16 protein-coding genes and 1 tRNA gene are annotated in these 19,268 nt (G+C 63.3%); 9 read left to right on the top strand and 8 right to left on the bottom strand.

The genetic code is table 11. The annotated features are described in order from the left end of the window. The first annotated feature begins 4 nt into the window (after positions 1–4). The 4 genes from QZ213_RS01455 to fahA all read left to right on the top strand — a co-directional run bounded on the left by QZ213_RS01455 (position 5) and on the right by fahA (position 3,984). Positions 5–238, top strand: a complete 234-nt coding sequence (locus tag QZ213_RS01455; protein WP_291684262.1) for a DUF2783 domain-containing protein — start codon at positions 5–7, stop codon at positions 236–238. A gap of 20 nt (positions 239–258) precedes the next feature. After that, positions 259–1,212, top strand: a complete 954-nt coding sequence (locus QZ213_RS01450; RefSeq protein ID WP_291684261.1) for an MBL fold metallo-hydrolase — start codon at positions 259–261, stop codon at positions 1,210–1,212. Between the two features lie 2 nt (positions 1,213–1,214). Continuing rightward, a complete protein-coding gene (gene hmgA / locus QZ213_RS01445) occupies positions 1,215–2,561 on the top strand; it encodes a homogentisate 1,2-dioxygenase (RefSeq protein WP_291684260.1) in 1,347 nt (448 codons plus the stop codon). A gap of 148 nt (positions 2,562–2,709) precedes the next feature. Further along, a complete protein-coding gene (gene fahA, locus QZ213_RS01440; protein ID WP_291684259.1) occupies positions 2,710–3,984 on the top strand; it encodes a fumarylacetoacetase in 1,275 nt (424 codons plus the stop codon). Between the two features lie 80 nt (positions 3,985–4,064). Here the strand turns inward: fahA and QZ213_RS01435 are convergent, their stop codons facing one another. From QZ213_RS01435 to QZ213_RS01410, 6 genes are all read right to left on the bottom strand, one after another. Beyond that, positions 4,065–4,376: a DUF1272 domain-containing protein gene (locus tag QZ213_RS01435; protein ID WP_291684258.1), complete on the bottom strand. Its 312-nt coding sequence runs from the start codon at positions 4,374–4,376 to the stop codon at positions 4,065–4,067. 136 nt (positions 4,377–4,512) lie between these two features. Next, positions 4,513–5,625 carry a CaiB/BaiF CoA-transferase family protein gene (locus QZ213_RS01430; RefSeq protein WP_291684275.1) on the bottom strand — a complete coding sequence of 371 codons (1,113 nt, stop codon included), beginning with the start codon at positions 5,623–5,625 and terminating at the stop codon, positions 4,513–4,515. Positions 5,626–5,652: 27 nt separating this feature from the next. Beyond that, complete coding sequence (locus tag QZ213_RS01425) at positions 5,653–6,969, bottom strand: LLM class flavin-dependent oxidoreductase (protein ID WP_291684257.1); 1,317 nt, start codon at positions 6,967–6,969, stop codon at positions 5,653–5,655. Positions 6,970–7,180: 211 nt separating this feature from the next. After that, positions 7,181–7,981 (bottom strand): xanthine dehydrogenase family protein subunit M, encoded by an 801-nt coding sequence (locus tag QZ213_RS01420; RefSeq protein ID WP_291684256.1) that lies wholly within the window; start codon positions 7,979–7,981, stop codon positions 7,181–7,183. A 14-nt stretch (positions 7,982–7,995) separates the two neighbouring features. Continuing rightward, positions 7,996–10,335: a xanthine dehydrogenase family protein molybdopterin-binding subunit gene (locus QZ213_RS01415; RefSeq protein WP_291684255.1), complete on the bottom strand. Its 2,340-nt coding sequence runs from the start codon at positions 10,333–10,335 to the stop codon at positions 7,996–7,998. 104 nt (positions 10,336–10,439) lie between these two features. Continuing rightward, a complete protein-coding gene (locus QZ213_RS01410; protein ID WP_291684254.1) occupies positions 10,440–10,925 on the bottom strand; it encodes a (2Fe-2S)-binding protein in 486 nt (161 codons plus the stop codon). Between the two features lie 457 nt (positions 10,926–11,382). Between QZ213_RS01410 and QZ213_RS01405 the strand changes: the two genes are divergently transcribed. Beyond that, on the top strand, positions 11,383–13,338 hold the full coding sequence (locus QZ213_RS01405) for a HAMP domain-containing methyl-accepting chemotaxis protein (protein WP_291684274.1): 1,956 nt from the start codon (positions 11,383–11,385) through the stop codon (positions 13,336–13,338). A gap of 739 nt (positions 13,339–14,077) precedes the next feature. Here the strand turns inward: QZ213_RS01405 and QZ213_RS01400 are convergent. After that, positions 14,078–14,464: a DUF3175 domain-containing protein gene (locus QZ213_RS01400; RefSeq protein ID WP_291684253.1), complete on the bottom strand. Its 387-nt coding sequence runs from the start codon at positions 14,462–14,464 to the stop codon at positions 14,078–14,080. A 192-nt stretch (positions 14,465–14,656) separates the two neighbouring features. On the opposite strand from QZ213_RS01400, the gene QZ213_RS01395 reads away from it, so the two are divergent. The 3 genes from QZ213_RS01395 to QZ213_RS01385 all read left to right on the top strand — a co-directional run bounded on the left by QZ213_RS01395 (position 14,657) and on the right by QZ213_RS01385 (position 18,649). Further along, positions 14,657–16,147, top strand: a complete 1,491-nt coding sequence (locus tag QZ213_RS01395) for an MFS transporter (protein WP_291684252.1) — start codon at positions 14,657–14,659, stop codon at positions 16,145–16,147. Positions 16,148–16,153: 6 nt separating this feature from the next. Continuing rightward, the gene (gene otsB, locus QZ213_RS01390; RefSeq protein ID WP_291684251.1) at positions 16,154–16,996 is read left to right on the top strand and encodes a trehalose-phosphatase; all 843 of its coding nucleotides are present in this window, start codon (positions 16,154–16,156) and stop codon (positions 16,994–16,996) included. A 192-nt stretch (positions 16,997–17,188) separates the two neighbouring features. Beyond that, a complete protein-coding gene (locus QZ213_RS01385) occupies positions 17,189–18,649 on the top strand; it encodes a trehalose-6-phosphate synthase (protein WP_291684250.1) in 1,461 nt (486 codons plus the stop codon). Here the strand turns inward: QZ213_RS01385 and QZ213_RS01380 are convergent. Continuing rightward, positions 18,646–18,990 carry a hypothetical protein gene (locus QZ213_RS01380; RefSeq protein ID WP_291684249.1) on the bottom strand — a complete coding sequence of 115 codons (345 nt, stop codon included), beginning with the start codon at positions 18,988–18,990 and terminating at the stop codon, positions 18,646–18,648. The genes QZ213_RS01385 and QZ213_RS01380 overlap by 4 nt on opposite strands. A gap of 188 nt (positions 18,991–19,178) precedes the next feature. On the opposite strand from QZ213_RS01380, the gene QZ213_RS01375 reads away from it, so the two are divergent. Further along, a tRNA-Ser gene (locus tag QZ213_RS01375) sits at positions 19,179–19,268 on the top strand.

The following is a 19,268-nucleotide window of genomic DNA, read 5'->3' as shown; positions in this document are numbered from 1 at the left end:
CAAGATGGCATTGTCCACCAGCTCGAATTTCGCCAGGCCCGACGATGCGTTTCGTGCGATCGTCGAGGCGCATCGTGGCTTGAGCGACGGCGAGAGCGCCGATCTGGACGCGGCGCTGGTGCTGATCCTTGCCAATCATATCGGCGATATCGACGTGCTGGGCGAGGCGATCGCGCTGGCGAAGCGGCGGATGCTGGACGCAATCCAGCAACAACAACAACAACAGCAGCAGCAATAGGCGCAAGAGGACTGGAATTAATGGCAAAAGGTTTCGCATCGACGACCGACATGGCGGAGAAGAAAATTACCTTCTCCGAGATCGGCACCGATCTCTATGCCTTCACCGCCGAGGGCGATCCCAATTCGGCTGTCATCGTCGGCGACGACGGTTGCATCGTGTTCGACGCGCAGGCGACGCCGGCGATGGCCAACAAGGTGATCGAGCGGGTGCGCACCGTCACCGACAAGCCGATCAAATATGTGGTGCTGTCGCATTACCACGCGGTGCGCGTGCTCGGGGCCTCGGCCTACAAGGCGCAAGGTATCGTCGCCTCGCAGGAAACCTACCGGCTGATCGAGGAGCGCGGCCAGCAGGACTGGGATTCCGAATACGGCCGCTTTCCGCGGCTGTTCCAGGATGCGCAGAGCATTCCCGGTTTGACCTGGCCGACGCTGGCGTTCGAAGGCGAGATGTCGATCTATCTGGGCAAGCGCGAAGTGCGCCTGATGCAGCTCGGCGCCGGACATACGTCCGGCGATATCGTGGCCTGGGTGCCCGACGCGGAAGTGATGTTTTCCGGCGACCTGATCGAATACCATTCGGCCTGCTATTGCGGCGATGCGTATTTGCGCGAATGGCCGGCGACGTTGAGCGAAATCCGCGCCTTCAATCCCAAGGCTATCGCCCCGGGCCGGGGCGATGCGCTGAAGGGCCTTTCCACAGGCCGCGATGCGATCGCGATGACGCGCGATTTCGTCACCACGCTCTACGGCGCGGCGGAGGCCGCGGTCGCCAAGGGCCGCAGTCTCAAGGAGACGATGGCGGCGGCCCGCGCGGTGATGGACCCGAAGTTCTCGAGTTTTGCGATTTACGAACACTGCCTGCCGTTCAACGTCTCGCGGGCGTTCGACGAGGCTTCGGGAATCGACGACCCCGTGATCTGGACCGCCGAACGCGACCTTCAAATGTGGGCTGCCCTGCAAGGAGGATGACCATGAATATCAATACCGCGCCTGATGCGATCAGCCGCAGCACCGTCAACATCACGCCAGGCTATATGTCCGGCTTCGGCAACAGCTTCGAGACCGAGGCGCTGCCGGGTGCGCTGCCGATCGGGCGCAATTCGCCGCAACGCTGCGCCTACGGGCTCTATGCCGAGCAGCTTTCCGGCTCGCCGTTCACGGCGCCCCGCGGCAGCAACGAACGCTCATGGCTGTATCGGATCCGGCCGTCGGTGAAACATTCCGGACGTTTCACGAGAATAGATGCCGGGCTGTGGCGCACTGCCCCGTGTCAAGAGCAGGAGATCACGGTCGAGCAGCTGCGCTGGGACCCGGCGCCGATCCCGAAGACCGAGATGACGTTCCTGCAGGGCGTGCAGACCATGACCACGGCGGGCGACGCCGGCACGCAAGCCGGCATGGCCGCGCATGTCTATCTCATCACCAAATCGATGGTCGATCAGCATTTCTACAATGCCGACGGCGAGATGATGTTCGTGCCGCAGCAGGGCAATCTGCGCTTTATCACCGAGTTCGGGCGGATCGACGCCGAGCCCGGCGAAATCGTGGTGATCCCGCGCGGTGTGAAATTCCGCGTCGAGATCACGGGCGGCCCGGCGCGCGGCTATCTCTGCGAGAATTACGGCGGCGCCTTCACGCTGCCGGAGCGCGGCCCGATCGGCGCCAATTGCCTCGCCAACGCGCGCGATTTCCTCACGCCCGTCGCCGCCTATGAGGACAAGGACACGCCGACTGAATTATATGTGAAGTGGGGCGGCTCTCTGTTCATGACAAAACTGCCGCATTCGCCGATCGACGTGGTGGCCTGGCACGGCAATTACGCGCCCTACAAATACGATCTGCGCGCCTTCTCGCCGGTCGGCGCGATCGGTTTCGATCATCCGGATCCGTCGATCTTCACGGTGCTGACGGCGCCGTCGGAAACCGCCGGCACCGCCAACATCGATTTTGTGATTTTTCCGGAGCGCTGGATGGTAGCGGAAAACACCTTCCGCCCGCCATGGTATCATATGAACATCATGTCGGAGTTCATGGGGCTGATCTACGGCGTCTACGACGCCAAGCCGCAGGGTTTTGTTCCCGGCGGCATGAGCCTGCACAACATGATGCTGCCGCACGGCCCGGACCGCGAGGCCTTCGATCACGCCAGCAACAGCGAATTGAAGCCGGTCAAGCTGACCGGCACCATGGCCTTCATGTTTGAGACGCGCTTTCCGCAGCGGATCACCACGCATGCGGCGAAGTCCGCGATGCTGCAGGACGATTACGCGGATTGCTGGAAGGGTCTGGAAAAGCGGTTCGACCCGAACCGGCCCTAGCCTCCTTGACGTCGTTCCGGGGCATCGCGCAGCGATGAACCCGGAACCTCGAGATTCCCCGATGCGCAATTGCGCATCTGAGGTCTGGTCCTTCGGACCATCCCGGAATGACGATCGACATGTGCGATGAACACAAGCAGGACCAACTATGTCTCATCCCAACGATCCCTCGCTTCGCTCCTTCGTTCCTGTCGACCCCGCCTCCGACTTCCCGATCCAGAATCTGCCCTATGGCGTGTTCTCGACGGCGGCTTCGCCGACACCGAGCGTCGGCGCGGCGATCGGTGATTACGTGCTCGATCTCGCGGTGCTGGAAAGCGAGGGACTGATCGATCTGGCCCCCGCCTTCGACGTGTTCGCGCAACCATCGATCAATGCCTTCATGGCGCTGGGGCCGGAGATGTGGTCGCGCACCCGCGCGCGGATCAGCGAATTGCTGCGCCATGACAATCCGCACCTGCGCGACAACAAGATGCTGCGCGCGCGCGCGCTGGTGCCGATGGCGCAGGCAAAGCTGCATCTGCCGATCGCGGTCGCCGGCTACACCGATTTTTATTCATCGAAAGAACACGCCACCAATGTCGGTGTCATGTTCCGCGGCAAGGACAATGCGCTGCAGCCGAACTGGCTGCATATGCCGATCGGCTATAACGGCCGCGCGTCGACTGTCGTGGTCTCGGGCACCAAGGTGCGGCGGCCGCGCGGGCAATTAAAGCCGCCGAGCGCGGACGTGCCGTCGTTCGGCCCCTGCAAGCGGCTCGATTTTGAACTGGAAATGGGCGTCGTGATCGGCCAGCCGTCGGCGATGGGCGAGATGCTGACTGAAGCGCAGGCGGAAGACATGATTTTCGGCTTTGTGATGCTGAACGACTGGAGCGCGCGCGATATCCAGCAATGGGAATACGTCCCGCTCGGGCCGTTCCAGGCCAAGGCGTTTGCGACTTCGATCAGTCCGTGGGTGGTGACGCGCGAGGCGCTGGAGCCGTTCAGGATTCATGGGCCCGTGCAGGATCCCGCGCCGCTGCCTTACCTGAAGCAGGCGCAACCCAACAATTACGACCTGCAGCTCGACGTCGCCTTGCGCGCCGCAGCGATGAACGAGGGCTCGCGGATCTGCCGCACCAATTTCAAATACATGTACTGGTCGTCGGTGCAGCAATTGGTGCATCACGCCTCCTCCGGCTGCGCCATGAATGTCGGCGATCTCCTGGGGAGCGGCACCATCTCCGGTCCGGAAAAAGATCAGCGCGGCAGCCTGCTGGAAATTTCGTGGAACGGCACCGAACCGCTTGAACTCGGCGGCGGCATCAAGCGGACGTTTCTGGAAGACGGCGACTCGCTCAGCTTCCATGGCTGGTGCCAGGGCGATGGTTATCGGGTTGGATTCGGCGAAGTCGAGGGGACGATTACGCCGGCCGCTTAATCCGTCATTCCGGGGCGATGCGAAGCATCGAACCCGGGTCTGGTCCTTCGGACCATCCCGGAATTACGACGTGGAGAAAGTCACCGCTGCTCCGGCGCAATATCCCTGATCCGCGCCGAGTGCGCGGCGATATCCTCGAGGCTGTATTTCAGGTGCACGCGCTTGTCCGACGGCGACTGCCTGGTGACGCATGCGCCCGGCCGCCATTCCCTTGCGGGGCGGATCGGGCGCGGGACAAAGCCGCCGCCGCAGTTGGGGCAGACATCGTGGAGTTTGGTCTCGACGCAGTCGGCGCAGAAGGTGCATTCGTAAGAGCAGATGCGCGCTTCCGTTGATGCTGGCGGAAGGTCCTTGTCGCAATATTCGCAGTTCGGCCGGAGTTGCAGTGCCATGGCGGTCTCGTCGCTTCAGGGCGAGCTGCATCATCGCAAATCGGCGGGCCGGCTAGAATGCCGAATCTCCCTCGATTCCGGACAAGCCAGGGTCGTCATTCCGGGCTCGCGCTGCGCACGCCCCGGAACGACCGATTTATTTCCCCGCCTGCCACTCGCTGGTAAGTTCGCCGATGTCCGCCGTGGCGGGTTCGCGGATCGCCGAGGGGGTGCGCGAGAAGCGCGGCGCCGGCGCGGGTTGCGTGACGCCGTGGCGGGTGACAAAAATCTTGCGCGCCGCCATGTGCGGATGCTTTGGCGCTTCCGCCATGGTCAGGATCGGCGCGAAGCAGACGTCGGTGCCTTCCATGATCTTGCACCACTCCTCGCGCGTCTTGGTCTTGAACACCCCGACCAGTTTTTGCTTGAGCGCGGGCCACGCCTTGGGATCCATCTGGGCGTCGAAACTTGAATCCGACAAGCCGGCGAGTTGCCGCAGCAGGGCGTAAAACTGCGGCTCGATCGAGCCGATCGAGATGAAGTTGCCGCAGGCGCATTCATAGACGCCGTAGAAATGCGCGCCGCCGTCGAGGAAATTGCGTTCGCGTCCTTCGGTCCAGCGGCCCATCGCCGTCATGTCGAAGAACATCGACATCAGCGAGGCTGCGCCGTCGCACATCGCTGCGTCGACCACCTGGCCCTTGCCGGACTTCTTCGCTTCCAGCAGGGCTGCGAGCACGCCGACCACGAGGTAGAGCGCGCCGCCGCCGAAATCGCCGACCAGGTTGAGCGGCGGCACCGGCCTTTCCTTCGGTCCGATCGCCGCGAGTGCGCCGGTGACCGAGATATAGTTGATGTCATGGCCGGCCGCCTGCGCCAGCGGGCCTTCCTGGCCCCAGCCGGTCATGCGGCCATAGACCAGGCGCGGATTGCGCGCCTGCACCACGTCAGGCCCCAGCCCCAGCCGCTCCATCACGCCGGGCCTGAAACCCTCGATCAGCGCGTCAGCGTTGGCGAGGAGATCGAGCACCTGCGCGATGGCGGCCTTGTCCTTCAAATCGAGTTCGACGACCTTGCGTCCGCGCCCGGCCACGGATTTCAGGTTCTTCTTCGCCCCGACGCGGTCGAGCGTCACCACCTCCGCGCCCATGTCGGCCAGCATCATGCAGGCGAACGGGCCGGGTCCGATGCCGGCGAATTCGACGATCCGAACGCCGGTCAGCGGCCCGCTGGCGCGCTGTGGGGAGGCCTGGGTAGCGGCAGATGTCATGGTATCGGTCACGTCAAAAATCCATTCTTATTGTTTTACGGTTGTTTTGGCCGTGTGGCGCTCGGGATCGCTCAAGGTGACCTTGGCGGCTTCGGCCCACAATTTGGCGTTCTGCTTCTGGCGTTCGGTGCCGGTGCCTTCCTCGGCGATCTTGCGGCCGAGCGCGACATAGACCGGAATTTCGTCGTCGCGCATCGGCTTTGTCTCCTGCTTCCGCGCCATCGCCTTCTCGATATAGGGCGCGAGCTCTTCCTGCTTCTTTTTCTCGCGTTCGATTTCGCGCGCCCGAAACTCGGGCATCACGTCCTTGGCGAACAGCTCCATCGCCTCGCAAATGTGCTCGTGCTTGTTGCGGCCGCCCTGCTGGATGAACACGGTCTGGTCGACGCCGGATTCCTCGAAGTGCCGCAGATGGGTGCGCAACTGGTCCGGGGTGCCGATGCCGTGATCGGCGCCGGCGGCCGGCAGCGCGTGCCGGGCCTTTTCGAAATTGGCCCAGATATCGGTACGCCCCGGCTTGTGCTCGCCGAAGATATAATGATGTGCGAGGCCGTAGCGAAAAAATCTCAGGCCGTCTTCGCCGCGGCGGCGCGATTCCATCTCGTCCGGGTGCACGGAAAAGCCGGTCACCATCGCGACATTGGGATTGACCGCGTGCCCGATCGGCACGCATTCCTCCTTGAAGATGCGGTAGTAGTCATCGACCCACTGCCGCGCCTCGCGGGGATCGACGAAGGCAAAGGTCAAAGCACCAATGCCGCAGCGCGCCGCCATCTTGATGGTCTCGCGGTTGGAGCAGGCGACCCACAGCGGGGGGTGCGGCTTCTGCAGCGGCTTCGGCACCACGTTGCGGCACGGCATCTCGAAGAACTCGCCCTTGAAGCCGGGGTAGGGATCCATCACCATCATGTCGGTGCATTGCTCGACGCCCTCTTTCCACATCCGCCGCTTCTCGACCGGATCGAAGCCGACATTGAAGCCGCCGAGCTCCATCAGCGACGCGCTCTCGCCGGTGCCGAATTCGACACGGCCGTTGGAGACGAGATCGAGCGTGGCGATGCGCTCGGCGACGCGCGCCGGGTGGTTGTATTTCGGGGGCATCAGGCAGATGCCGTGACCGAGACGGATTTTCCTGGTGCGCTGCGAGCAGGCCGCGAGGAAGATCTCCGGCGCCGAGGAGTGCGAATATTCCTCGAGGAAATGATGCTCGACCTCCCAGGCGTAGTCGATGCCGAGTTTGTCGGCGAGTTCGACCTGGTCGAGCGCCTCCTGAAACAGCCTGTGCTCGTCACCCTCGTTCCACGGGCGCGGTAGCTGATGCTCGTAGAAAATGCCGAATTTCATGGGCGCTCCACCCTATTGTTTGTGCATGATCTTTTCGGAAAACCGGCGGCCACTTTTCCGGATCGTGCACGTATTTTTTAATTAGCTGATTAGCTAAATTGTCTCGCCTTGCGACCTGCCTTGCAAGCATCTTTTGGCGCTGACGCCGGCTAAATGCAGAGCGGCGCGCATTGCTGCGCGCCGCACCGTTGGTTTGAAGTGAAATACGTGGTCAGCCGGCGGCTGTGACCGCGCGTTGCGCCATCACCTTGATCAGGTTGGCGCGATAGTCCGACGAGCCATGAAGATCGCTCATCAAACCGTCGGCGGAAATCTTGACGCTGTCGAGCGCGCCTGCCGACCAGTTGGCCTTCAGCGCCGCCTCGATGGCCGGCACCCGCATCACGCCGCTCTGCGACGCGCCGGTGGCGGCGACGCGGACGTCGCCCGATTTGGTCTTCACGACGAACACGCCGGTCAAGGCGAAGCGCGACGCCGGGTGGGGAAATTTGGAATACCCCGCCTTGGCCGGAATCGGGAACGACACCTGGGTGATGATCTCGCCGTCGGCCAGCGCGGTCGTGAACAGGCCTTTGAAGAAATCATCCGCCGATATCGAGCGTTTGTTGGTCTTCACGGTCGCGCCGAGCGCGAGCACCGCCGACGGATAGTCCGCCGCCGGGTCGTTGTTGGCGATCGAGCCGCCGATGGTGCCGCGGTGGCGGACGGCCGGATCGCCGATCAGCGAGGCGAGATGGGCGAGCGCGGGAATCGCCTTTTGCGCCGGTCCGTTCATAGCCACGTCGTAATGCGTCGTCGCCGCCTTGATCGTCACCGCGTCGACGGAGACGTCGATGCCGATCAGTTCCTTGATCTTGCCAAGGTCGATCACGTCGGATGGCGAGGCCAGCCGCTGCTTCATGACCGGGATCAGGGTGTGGCCGCCGGAGAGATATTTTGCCTCCGAGCCTTTTGCAAAGAGCGCCGCGGCTTCGTCGACGGAAGAAGGGCGATGGTAAATGGTCTCATACATGACTGGTTTCCCTCTCAACCGTGAATGGCGTGCCACACCCGATCGGGTGTCGCCGGCATTTCGAGCTTGTTGTTACCGATCGCGTCCGTGATGGCGTTGATGACGGCCGCCGAAGCGCCGATCGCGCCGGCCTCGCCGCAGCCTTTGACGCCGAGCGGATTGCCGGGGCACAGCGTCGTGGTGTGGTTCAGCTTGAACGACGGCAGGTCGTCGGCGCGCGGCATGGTGTAGTCCATGAACGACGCGGTCACGAGCTGGCCGCTGGAGTCATAGACCGCGCCTTCGAGCAGGGCCTGGCCGATGCCCTGCGCGAGCCCGCCATGGACCTGGCCCTCGACGATCATCGGGTTGATCAGGCGGCCGAAGTCGTCGGCGGCGACGAAATTGACGAAGGAGGTCTTGCCGGTGCCGGAATCGACCTCGAGTTCGCAGATGTAGGCGCCCGCCGGGAAGGTGAAGTTGGTGGGATCGTAGAACGCGCCTTCCTTCAGGCCGGGCTCCATGCCGTCGGGCAGATTATGCGCGGTATAGGCGGCGAGCGCGACCATCGGCAGCGCGATCGATTTGTCGGTGCCGGTGACCTTGAACTCGCCGTTCTCGATGACGATGTCGCCCTCGGATGCCTCGAGCTGATGCGCGGCGATCTTCTTGGCCTTGGCCTCGACCTTTTCCATCGCCTTGAAGATGGCGGACATGCCGACGGCCGCCGAACGCGAACCGTAGGTGCCCATGCCGAACTGCACCTTGTCGGTGTCGCCATGGACGATCTGGACTTGGCTGATCGGAATTCCCAGCCGGTCGGCGACCAGTTGCGCAAACGTGGTCTCATGGCCCTGGCCGTGGCTGTGCGAACCCGTCAGGATTTCGATGGTACCGACCGGATTGACGCGGACTTCGGCGGATTCCCACAAGCCCACGCCGGCGCCGAGGCTGCCGACCGCTTTCGAGGGCGCGATGCCGCAGGCCTCGATGTAGCAGGACAGGCCGATGCCGCGCAGCTTGCCTTCGGACTTCGCCTTGGCCTTGCGCGCCGGGAAGCCCGCATAGTCGATCGCCTTCATGGCGGCGTCGAGCGAGGCGCCGAAATCGCCGACGTCATAGGCCATGATGACCGGGGTCTGATGCGGGAATTGCGTGATGAAATTCTTGCGGCGCAATTCGCCGGGATCGACCTTCAATTGCCGCGCCGCGGTCTCCATCAGCCGTTCCACCACGAAACTCGCCTCGGGGCGGCCGGCGCCGCGATAGGCGTCGACCGGGACGGTGTTGGTGTAGACGCTGATCACCTCGGCGAAGATGTTGGGGATGTTGTACTGGCCCGACAGCAGCGTCGCATAGAGATAGGTCGGCACCGAGGACGAGAACAGCGACATGTAGGCGCCGAGATTGGCGTAGGTCTTGACCCGCAGCGCCGTGACCTTGTTGTCCTTGTCGAACGCCATCTCGGCCTTGGTGAGGTGATCGCGGCCATGGGCGTCGGTCAGGAAGGCTTCCGAACGGTCGCCGGTCCACTTCACCGGGCGCCGTACCTTCTTGGAGGCCCACAGCGCCACCATTTCTTCGGGATAGATGAAGATCTTGGATCCGAAACCGCCGCCGACGTCGGGCGCCACCACCCGCAGCTTGTGCTCCGGCGCGATGTTGTAGAAGGCCGACAGCACCAGCCGCGCGACATGCGGATTCTGCGATGTCGTGTAGAGGGTGAAATGCTCCTCGGCCTCGTTATATTCCGCGATCGCCGCGCGCGGCTCCATCGCGTTCGGCACCAGCCGGTTGTTGGTGATGTCGAGCGAGACCACATTGGCCGCCGATTTGAAGGCCGCGTCCGTCGCCGCCTCCTCGCCGATGGTCCAGTCGTAGATCACATTGCCCGGCGCCTCCGGGTGAAGCTGCGGCGCGCCCGGCTTGATCGCCGCGCGAATGTCGGCCGCGGCCGGGAGTTCTTCGTAATTGACGACCACGGCTTCCGCCGCGTCGCGCGCCTGGTTCTTGGTCTCGGCGATGACGACCGCAACCGCCTGCCCGACGAAACGCACCGTCTCCGGCGCCATCGCCGGCCACGCGCCCATCTTCATCGGCGAGCCGTCCTTGGAGGTGATCGCCCAGCCGCAGATGAGGTTGCCGACCTTGTCGTCGACGATCTCCTTGCCGGTCAGCACCCCGACCACGCCCGGCATTTTCATCGCCGCCGCGGTATCGATGCTCTTTACCTTGGCGTGGGCGTGCGGGCTGCGGACGAACTGCGCATAGGTCATGCCCTGCAGCTTGATGTCGTCGACGTAGCGGCCCTTGCCGGTGATGAAACGCCGATCTTCCTTGCGCACCACACTGGCGCCAATACCTTCAACACCCATCATATCTCTCCCTGTCGGACCGCACTACCTGCGCGAAGAATCTGAAAAGCGCGGGTCGCAGCCGGTTTCTGAAATTTGAAAATCCTGACCCCTGCGGATCAGGGTTATTCCGCGGCCTGCGCGACCTTCATGCGGCCGGCGGCGTCGAGCACCGATTTGACGATGTTGTGGTACCCGGTGCAGCGGCAGATGTTGCCTTCCAGCTCATGGCGGACGGTGTCTTCATCGAGCTTGCCGCCATAGCGGTTGACGATGTCGATCGCCGACATGATCATGCCCGGCGTGCAATAGCCGCATTGCAGTCCGTGATTGTCGCGGAACGCGGCCTGCATCGGATGCAGCTCGTCGCCCTTCGAGATGCCCTCGATGGTGGTGACGCTGGAGCCGGCGGCCTGTCCGGCCAGCACGGTGCAGGATTTGACCGCCTTGCCGTCGATATGGACCACGCAGGCGCCGCACTGGCTGGTATCGCAGCCGACATGGGTGCCGGTCAGGTTCAGATGTTCGCGCAGGAGGTGGACAAGAAGGGTCCGGTCCTCGACCTCGGCCGAGACCGCCTTACCGTTTACCGTCAATTTGACTGTAGACACGCCTGATACCTCCCGATGTTTTAGTTGTTCCGATTAGAAGCAAGGGGGTCGGACTTTGCAACTAGGAATTTCGTCGCGGAAGTCATTGTGATGTCGTCTTTGTCTCAATCCGTCATCCGGCGAACGCCCGGCCGTGCCGCAGACGCGCTTGGGCAGGCTGGCCGTTTTCTGGCTGGCGCTCCGGGGCTGGGTCTTGGCGTCCGGCCAACCTGGCCCAGGTCCGGCCAGGCCGGGGAGGGACGGTTGGCATTCGACTAACCCCGAGCCGGAGGATCGGTGGCGAATTTACCGCCCCTTATCCATTCTGCTCTAATTTCGCGCAACGAGCCGGAAGCTCGCGTTTCCGGACGCGTCTTTCGTTGGAAAAGCGGCTGGGGAGGTTGGGGTGGGTTCGCAATCGGCATCGTCAAAGCTCCCAAGCCTGCGCTTTCGCGGCAAAGTGACCCTCGGATTCGCCATGGTGCTTGCCATCACGGCGGTCAGCATGGGCTTCGCCTATTTCGGATTCGAGCGGGTCTCCTCGGGCGTCGCGACCTACCGGAGCAGCGTTTCGGAGGCCGATCTCGCCCGCAATATCGACCGCGAGCTGATCTCGTACCGGGCACTGGCGCGTTATTATGTGGCGACCGGCAAGGAAGACGACGCCACGGCGGCGCTGGCGGCCGAAGCAAGCCTGAAAGACGCCATCGATCAATCGATGAAGGGCACCACCAATCCGGCACGGCGCGATCAGGTGACGCGGCTGGCCGGTGAATTCGGCACCTTCAGCAGGATTTTCGCCGATATCCTCAAGGTCAAGCGCGACAGCGCGCTGGTGACGCAAAACCAGCTGGCGAAAAGCGGCAACATGCTGCGCTACAAGCTCGACGATCTTCCCAGCAACGCCGCCGACACGGAGCTTCAGGCGATCGAATTCGGCGCAAAAAAGGTGGTGGAGCAATTCCAGGCCGTGACGGCGCTTGCCAATACCTTCGTCATCAACTCCGACCAGACCGTCGCCAACAGCGCGCTGGCGCGTCTGAAATTCGTCGAAAACTCGATAAAGACGATTCCATCGAAGGACGAAAAGATCGCGCAGGGCCTGAAAGAGGCCGGTGCGCTGCTGGAAGAATATCGGCAGGCGCTGACCAGACTGGTCGGGAACGCGACGTCGATCGACAAGCTCGTCGCCGAAATGAACGAATCGGCCGGCGCGATCGTCAAGGGCGCGAGCGCGCTGAAGGCGGACCTGTCTTCCGACCAGCAAAGACTTGAAAGGGATTCGGATGCGGCCATCGGCGAGACCGAACGGCTGATCGTGGTGCTCGCGGCCGGCGGCTTCCTGCTCGGCGCCGTGCTGGCGCTGCTGCTGGGCAAGGGGATTTCGCGGCCGATGATCGAGATGTGCAAGGCGATGCGCGAACTCGCCGGCGGCCATTTCGACGTCGTGCTGCCGGGCCTCGGGCGAAGGGACGAAATCGGCGAGATGGCCGCCGCGGTGGAAGAGTTCAAGATGCAGGCGATCGCCAAGGCCGAGCGCGACGCCGCGGCCCATGATGCCCAGAACAAGGCGGCCGGCGCGGCGCGGCGCAGCGAACTCATTCGCTTCGCCGACGAGTTCGAGGCGGCGGTGGGCGCCATCGTCTCCAACGTTTCGGCCTCCGCGGTTCAGCTCGAACAGGCGGCCGGCACGCTGACGCGGACCGCGGAAACCACGCAAAGCCTGTCGAGCCGGGTCGCCGGCGCCTCGGAAGAAGCCTCCAGCAACATGCAATCGGTCGCCACCGCGACCGAGGAGCTGTCCGCCTCGGTCGATGAAATCGGCCGGCGGGTGCGCGATTCCAACCGGATCGCGGAAGCCGCCGTGGTCCAGGCGCAGGAAACCGACGATCGCATCGGCAAATTGTCGCGCGCCGCGCAGGAGATCGGCGACGTGGTCAAGCTGATCACCGCGATCGCCGAGCAGACCAATCTGTTGGCGTTGAACGCGACCATCGAAGCCGCGCGCGCCGGCGACGCCGGCCGGGGCTTTGCGGTCGTCGCCTCCGAGGTCAAATCGCTGGCCAGCCAGACCGCCAAGGCGACCGACGAGATATCGACCCACATCGCGGGCATGCAGGGCGCGACGCAGGAATCGGTCGCGGCCATCAAGGAGATCGGCGGCACCATCGGCCAGATCTCGAGCATCGCGTCGGCGATCGCGAGCGCCGTGGAGCAGCAAAGTTCGGCCACCCAGGAGATCGCGCGCAACGTCCAGAACGTCGCGCAAGGCACCGAGGAGGCCGCCGCCAACATCCTGCAGGTCAATCGCGGCGCCACCGAAACCGGATCGGCCTCCGAGGAGGTGCTGAATTCGGCAAAAAGCCTTTCGAGCGAAAGCGCGCGGCTGCGCGATGAACTCGACCGCTTCATGGCGAATATCCGCGCGGCGTAGCTGCGCGCCGGGGACGCACGGCACGAACGCACGTATTTGCGGGCCAATGGGAACGCTTGCGGTAGCGCGAATGTGGCGATGCGCGAGGTCCATGGCCAATGTAACATTTCGGAATTTCAGAAATTGTGCTTGCCGCCGCGCGCAAATCAGTTTCATATCCGCCGCCGTCCCGTCCCAATAAGGGGCGGCTCGCGATCGTCACGGACGCGGGGCGGGATGCGGTGGACGCGGATGCGCTTTTGACGAATGGCGTGTGAGGCGGACGGCGAAGTCGTGTGGTCCTGACGCCCCGACGCTGGCGTCAAGTTTGCGGCGATATCCGCAGGCGACGGTGGCAAAAAAGCCCGGTCACCGGGGAGAGCGCGTTATAAGCCGTAAACCATTGCGTAGGGAATGCCGGGTGATTCCGGTGTGACCTGACTAACGCGTGTGCGCTTCTCACACTACCCCTGCACACGCGGCTATCGGGCGCATCGGGCGCCCGGCATTCCCTGCGCCCTCTGATCAAAGAGGGCGGAACGTGCAAGCCAAAACTCGCGCAAAACCTGCGGCGAGATAGCGGAGTCGTATCTTGACGATCCCAATGATCCCACGCACACCCCTGCTGTCATCATCCGCCATCCGGTTCGGCCTCTGGCCGGCCGGACGACAGGCTCCGGCGGATCCAGTACGCCGGAATGTCTCGATTCTCACTTGGGGCCGGCGATTACTGGATACCCGCCTTCGCGGGTATGACACTTCACTCCCTCCCGAACTGCCGCTTCAACTCGCCCTTGGTCCGCTCCAGCCGCTCGCGTTGTGTCTTCGGCAGGCCCTTGCCGGCACGGTTGATATAAAAGGTCAGCATCGAGAGCGCCGAGCGATAGGCGCCGGCCTTGCGGCGCGAACTGCGTTCCGCCGAGCGTTTCAGCGAGGCCGCGATCTTTCTCGGATCGGTCAGCTTGAAGACGCCTTGCCTCAGATCGAGCGCGTCGCTTTGCTCGGTCACGCGCTGCGACCAGCGTTTTGGCGATAGCTTTTTGCCAGCGGATTTTCCGCGCGCCGAACCGGCCTTTCGGGTCGTCGGCTTTTGCGTGCTCTTTCCTGCGGTCTTCCGCGTCGCCGTCTTGCGTCCCGCCATCGCCAACTCCCCATGGTTTCAATGTCTGTTTTCCATCATTTCAACCGAAAACGGCAGCGAACCCAAACAGTTCCCAATGCCGCCATGCGGGAACCCGATCGTACCCGTTGCGTTGACCCTGGTGGCAGGCGAGCCCCATTCACGCTTGAAAACCCTGGAATGCCGCATTCCCGGGTGTTTTCTCATTGGTTTCGATTGATGGATTTGCAGCTCAGCCCGGCAGTCGATGATAGCGCTCCCATGTCGGCGTCCGTGAGGCGCAACGACCAACGCATCATCGAAACCAGCATTCCCGCGCGTCTCGATGCGCTCACCTGGAGCGGTTTCCACACCCGCGTCGTGCTGGCGCTCGGCATCACCTGGATTCTGGACGGGCTGGAGGTGACGCTGGCCGGCGCGCTGTCGGGGGCGCTGAAGGAAAGCCCGACCCTGCAATTTTCCAATTTCGATGTCGGATTTTCCAACAGCGCCTATCTCGCCGGCGCCGTGTGCGGCGCGCTCGGCTTCGGCTGGCTCACCGACCGGATCGGGCGCAAGAAACTGTTCTTCATCACGCTCGCGCTCTATCTCACCGCGACCGCCGCCACCGCGCTGTCCTGGGGTGTCGCAAGCTACGCGTTGTTCAGATTCCTCACCGGCGCCGGCATTGGCGGCGAATATACCGCGATCAATTCGACGATCCAGGAACTGGTGCCGGCGCGCTATCGCGGCTGGACCGACCTCGTGATCAACGGCAGCTTCTGGCTCGGCGCGGCGCTCGGCGCGACCAGCGCGATCGTGCTGCTCGATCCGCATTTGATCGGTCCGGATCTCGGCTGGCGGCTGGCCTATCTCACCGGCGCCTGTCTCGGCCTGATCGTGTTCGTGATGCGGATGTGGATCCCCGAAAGCCCGCGATGGCTGATGATTCACGGCCATCCCGAACAGGCGCATGCGATCGTGGACGACATCGAACGCTCGGTCACCGGGCATGTGCAGGCTCCGCGTCAGGCTTGGCCGACAATCAAGCTCAGGATGCGCGACCACACGCCGTTGCGCGAAGTGGCGCATACCCTGTTTTCGCTTTATCGCCAGCGCTCGCTGGTCGGACTGGCGCTGATGATCGCGCAGGCGTTCTTCTATAACGCGATCTTCTTCACCTTTGCGCTGGTCCTGACCGACTTCTACGGCATCGCCGCCAACCGGATCGGCTGGTATATCCTTCCCTTCGCGGCCGGCAATTTCCTCGGGCCGTTGTTGCTCGGCCGTCTGTTCGACACGCTCGGCCGCCGCGCCATGATTGCGTTCACCTATGGCGCGTCCGGGGTGCTGCTGGCGCTGTCCGGCTATCTGTTTTCGATCGGGGTATTGAGCGCGCAGACCCAGACCATTGCATGGATGGTCATCTTTTTCTTCGCTTCCCCGGCCGCAAGTGCTGCTTATCTCACTGTCAGCGAAACCTTCCCGCTCGAGGTTCGGGCGCTGGCGATTGCGGTGTTTTATGCGATCGGAACCGGAGTTGGCGGCGTGGCCGGCCCGGCTTTGTTCGGGGCGCTGATCGATACCGGCTCGCGCGACAGCGTTTTCGCGGGATACCTGCTGGGGTCGAGCCTGATGATCGCGGCGGCGGCCATCGCCTGGCGTTACGCGGTCGCGGCCGAGCGCCGGACCCTCGAATCGGTTGCCCGCCCGCTGGCCTTTGTGGAGTAGAATGAAATGAACCAGGACTTGGTAGATCAGGATTTGGCCGAGGTGCCGTTGCAACAGGACATTCCATCACCGGATCGGAAGCCGTCGAAGTGGGCCGCGAGCGAATTGGCGGGGCGGCTCGACGAATTCGCGGTCCTGCTCGACATCGACGGCACGCTGCTCGATCTGGCGCCGACGCCGCGCGAGGTGTGGGTGCCGCCGGGACTGGCGACGACCCTCAACCGGCTGCTCGAAAAAACCTCCGGCGCGCTGGCGCTGGTCAGCGGACGTTCGCTCAACGATATCGATCTGATCTTTGCCCCCGAGCAATTCCCGGCGGTCGGCGGCCACGGCGCGGAAATGCGCATCTCGCTGGACAGCGAGGCCGTCGCAACCCACGCGCCGCCGATGGACAAGGAATTGAAACGGCGGTTGGCGGCGATCGCCAAACTCAGCCCTGGCATTCTGCTGGAAGACAAGGGCTACTCGCTGGCGCTGCATTACCGGCTGGCGCCGCATGCGGAAAAGGCGATCTACGAAGCGGTGTCGCTGATCAGGGCCGATTTGCCAAATGCGCCGATCGAGGTATTGCCCGGGAAATGCGTCTGCGAGATCAAGCATTCCGGTTTCAACAAGGCATCGGGTGTCATCGAATTGATGACTCGCGAGCCCTTCAAGGGGCGCCGGCCGATTTTCATCGGCGACGACGTCACCGACGAAAGTGTGTTCGCGATCATGCCTGATTTCGGCGGCCTGGCATTTTCGGTCGGCAGGCGCGCGCAAGGTGTCGCCGATCATTTCGACGAACCGCGCGATGTGCGGGATTGGCTGGCGCGCCTCAGCGACGGCGACGTTGCGGCCGAACGATGAAACCAACCGCTAAACAAGATCCGAAACGGTATCGGTCACTCAAGCTGTCATTATTCCTGGATCGTTTCGCGATCGAATGGCCGGGTTCCGCCGCGGCTCGGCCTGAATTTGGTTTCATTTCGTTGAAAGGGTGACGAGGAACCATATTGATGAATGGCTGTTAACCCGCGAGCACTTTCAGGAGAGGACCCTGTGAATCTCGTCGTCGTTTCAAATCGCGTCGCGCGGGGCAAGGCCAACGAGCCCATGACGGGCGGTCTTGCGGCTGCCCTGCTGCCCGTGGTGGAGAAGTCCGGCGCGATTTGGGTGGGTTCGTCAGGCCGGGTCCGCGATGGTTCCCTGAAGGAACCATTCGCTGAAATCGAAGCACTCGGCGCCGGCGCGCTCGCCATGCTGGATCTGCCGGCTGCGCATTACGGCGGATATTATGAAGGCTTTGCCAATTCGGCCCTGTGGCCGGCGCTGCATTCCCGTTCCGACCTGATCCGCGCCTCGCAGGGAGATTATCTCAGCTATCGCGAAGTCAACGCCTTCATGGCGCGCGCGCTGCTGCGCTTCCAGAAGCCCGACACCGCATTCTGGATCCAGGATTACCATTTCCTCGCGCTCGGCGCGGAATTGCGCGATCTCGGTGTCACCCGGCCACTCGGCTTTTTCCTGCATACGCCGTGGCCCGCGCGCGCGGTCATCGAGGGCGTGCCGCATCATCGCGAATTGATCGAGGCCATGCTCGCCTACGATCTGATCGGGTTCCAGACCAGCGACGATTGCGAAAACTTCCTGGGCTACGTTTCATCGGATCTCGGCCTCGAGGTCGCAGACGGGGTCGTCACCTCGTCCTTCGGCAAGACCCGCGTTGCGGTATTCCCGATCGGGATCGATCCGGAAAAATTCGCGCAGCAGGCCGCCAAGGCGGTGTCGCATCCCGACGTGTCGCGGCTGCGCCGCAGCCTCAACGGCGAGAAGCTCGCGATCGGCGTCGATCGGCTGGATTATTCCAAGGGGCTGATCAACCGCATCAACGCGTTCGACCGCATGTGGACCGAGCACCCGGCGCTTCAGCGAACGGTGTCGCTGCTGCAGATCGCGACGCCCTCGCGGGGCGCGATCGAGGCGTATGGCAATCTGCAGAGCGAGCTTGCTAAACTCGTCAGCGACGTCAATGGCCGCCACGGCGAGGTGGACTGGACCCCGATCCGCTATCTCAACAAGGGTTTCAGCCAGACCGTGCTGGCCGGGCTTTATCGCACCGCCCAGGTCGGCGTCGTCACCCCGCTGCAGGACGGCATGAATCTGGTCGCCAAGGAATATGTTGCGGCCCAAAACCCGGCCGATCCCGGCGTGCTGGTGCTGTCGAAATTCGCCGGCGCCGCGAACGAGCTCGACACGGCGCTGCTGGTCAATCCCAACGACATCGACGGCATGGCGCGGACGATAGCGACCGCGCTCTCGATGCCGCTGAACGAACGGCGCCTGCGCTGGGAGGCGATGATGGACAAGCTTCGCGCCGGCACCATCCAGCGATGGTTCGCCGATTTCGTCGACGCGCTGCAGGAGACCCGGAGCGACCGATGCGGGCCGGAGCCTCAGCTGCTTGTGCCGCCGGCCCCATGGCCACTGCGCTCGGTCAATAGCAGCAGCCGCTATCATTAATAGCAATACGAGACGCCATCGAGAATCGGACACCGCGCCTTGTCCGGCGCGCTCGGATTATCCAGGGGCACGACACCCTTGCCCTGACCGACGAACACGCCCGATCCCACGATCACCGACGATCTATTCCCGATGATGACGCTCGGATGCGGCGAGGTCAGGCTCGAACGGGTACCGTCAGCCCAGATGATCGCATCGCCGGACAGGATCCCGCGCCGTCCGTCGTCGCAGCTGACGTCGACACCTTGATGGGTGCAGGCCTGCGCCAGCGCCGGCGCTGTGCTGCCCGCCACCATCGCGGACATTAAAATCGAGAACGCCAACGCCCGATCGATGGTCATGTCGCCCCTCCGCCCGCTGAATCGCGGTCATATTCTGTCGTCGCGCCTGATCCGCTTTCGGTTCAGCGGCCCGCTCGGTCAAGGGCTGCGAAAAATAATACAATTTATTCAAAGGGTTGTGTAAATTTCCGCCGGTTCGGCCAGCCTCACTTGCAAAAGTCGCCATGGCCCTTCAAGAGAGGGCATCCGGAGAGATGGCCGAGTGGCTTAAGGCGCACGCTTGGAAAGCGTGTGTGCGGGAAACCGTACCGTGGGTTCGAATCCCACTCTCTCCGCCA

Source organism: Bradyrhizobium sp. (assembly GCF_017881085.1).
Lineage (GTDB): Bacteria > Pseudomonadota > Alphaproteobacteria > Rhizobiales > Xanthobacteraceae > Bradyrhizobium.
The sequence above is the reverse complement of the archived record's forward strand: the minus strand, read 5'-3'. Positions and strand labels throughout refer to the sequence as shown.

What these genes read in the sequence shown, in the direction of transcription:
- QZ213_RS01450 (WP_291684261.1), top strand. Translation starts at nt 259, where the DNA reads ATGGCAAAAGGTTTCGCATCGACGACCGACATGGCGGAGAAGAAAATT.
- hmgA (WP_291684260.1), top strand. Translation starts at nt 1,215, where the DNA reads ATGAATATCAATACCGCGCCTGATGCGATCAGCCGCAGCACCGTCAAC.
- QZ213_RS01395 (WP_291684252.1), top strand. Translation starts at nt 14,657, where the DNA reads ATGGATTTGCAGCTCAGCCCGGCAGTCGATGATAGCGCTCCCATGTCG.
- QZ213_RS01435 (WP_291684258.1), bottom strand. Translation starts at nt 4,376, where the DNA reads ATGGCACTGCAACTCCGGCCGAACTGCGAATATTGCGACAAGGACCTT.
- fahA (WP_291684259.1), top strand. Translation starts at nt 2,710, where the DNA reads ATGTCTCATCCCAACGATCCCTCGCTTCGCTCCTTCGTTCCTGTCGAC.
- QZ213_RS01415 (WP_291684255.1), bottom strand. Translation starts at nt 10,335, where the DNA reads ATGGGTGTTGAAGGTATTGGCGCCAGTGTGGTGCGCAAGGAAGATCGG.
- QZ213_RS01430 (WP_291684275.1), bottom strand. Translation starts at nt 5,625, where the DNA reads ATGACATCTGCCGCTACCCAGGCCTCCCCACAGCGCGCCAGCGGGCCG.
- QZ213_RS01425 (WP_291684257.1), bottom strand. Translation starts at nt 6,969, where the DNA reads ATGAAATTCGGCATTTTCTACGAGCATCAGCTACCGCGCCCGTGGAAC.
- QZ213_RS01455 (WP_291684262.1), top strand. Translation starts at nt 5, where the DNA reads ATGGCATTGTCCACCAGCTCGAATTTCGCCAGGCCCGACGATGCGTTT.
- QZ213_RS01380 (WP_291684249.1), bottom strand. Translation starts at nt 18,990, where the DNA reads ATGACCATCGATCGGGCGTTGGCGTTCTCGATTTTAATGTCCGCGATG.
- otsB (WP_291684251.1), top strand. Translation starts at nt 16,154, where the DNA reads ATGAACCAGGACTTGGTAGATCAGGATTTGGCCGAGGTGCCGTTGCAA.
- QZ213_RS01405 (WP_291684274.1), top strand. Translation starts at nt 11,383, where the DNA reads ATGGTGCTTGCCATCACGGCGGTCAGCATGGGCTTCGCCTATTTCGGA.
- QZ213_RS01420 (WP_291684256.1), bottom strand. Translation starts at nt 7,981, where the DNA reads ATGTATGAGACCATTTACCATCGCCCTTCTTCCGTCGACGAAGCCGCG.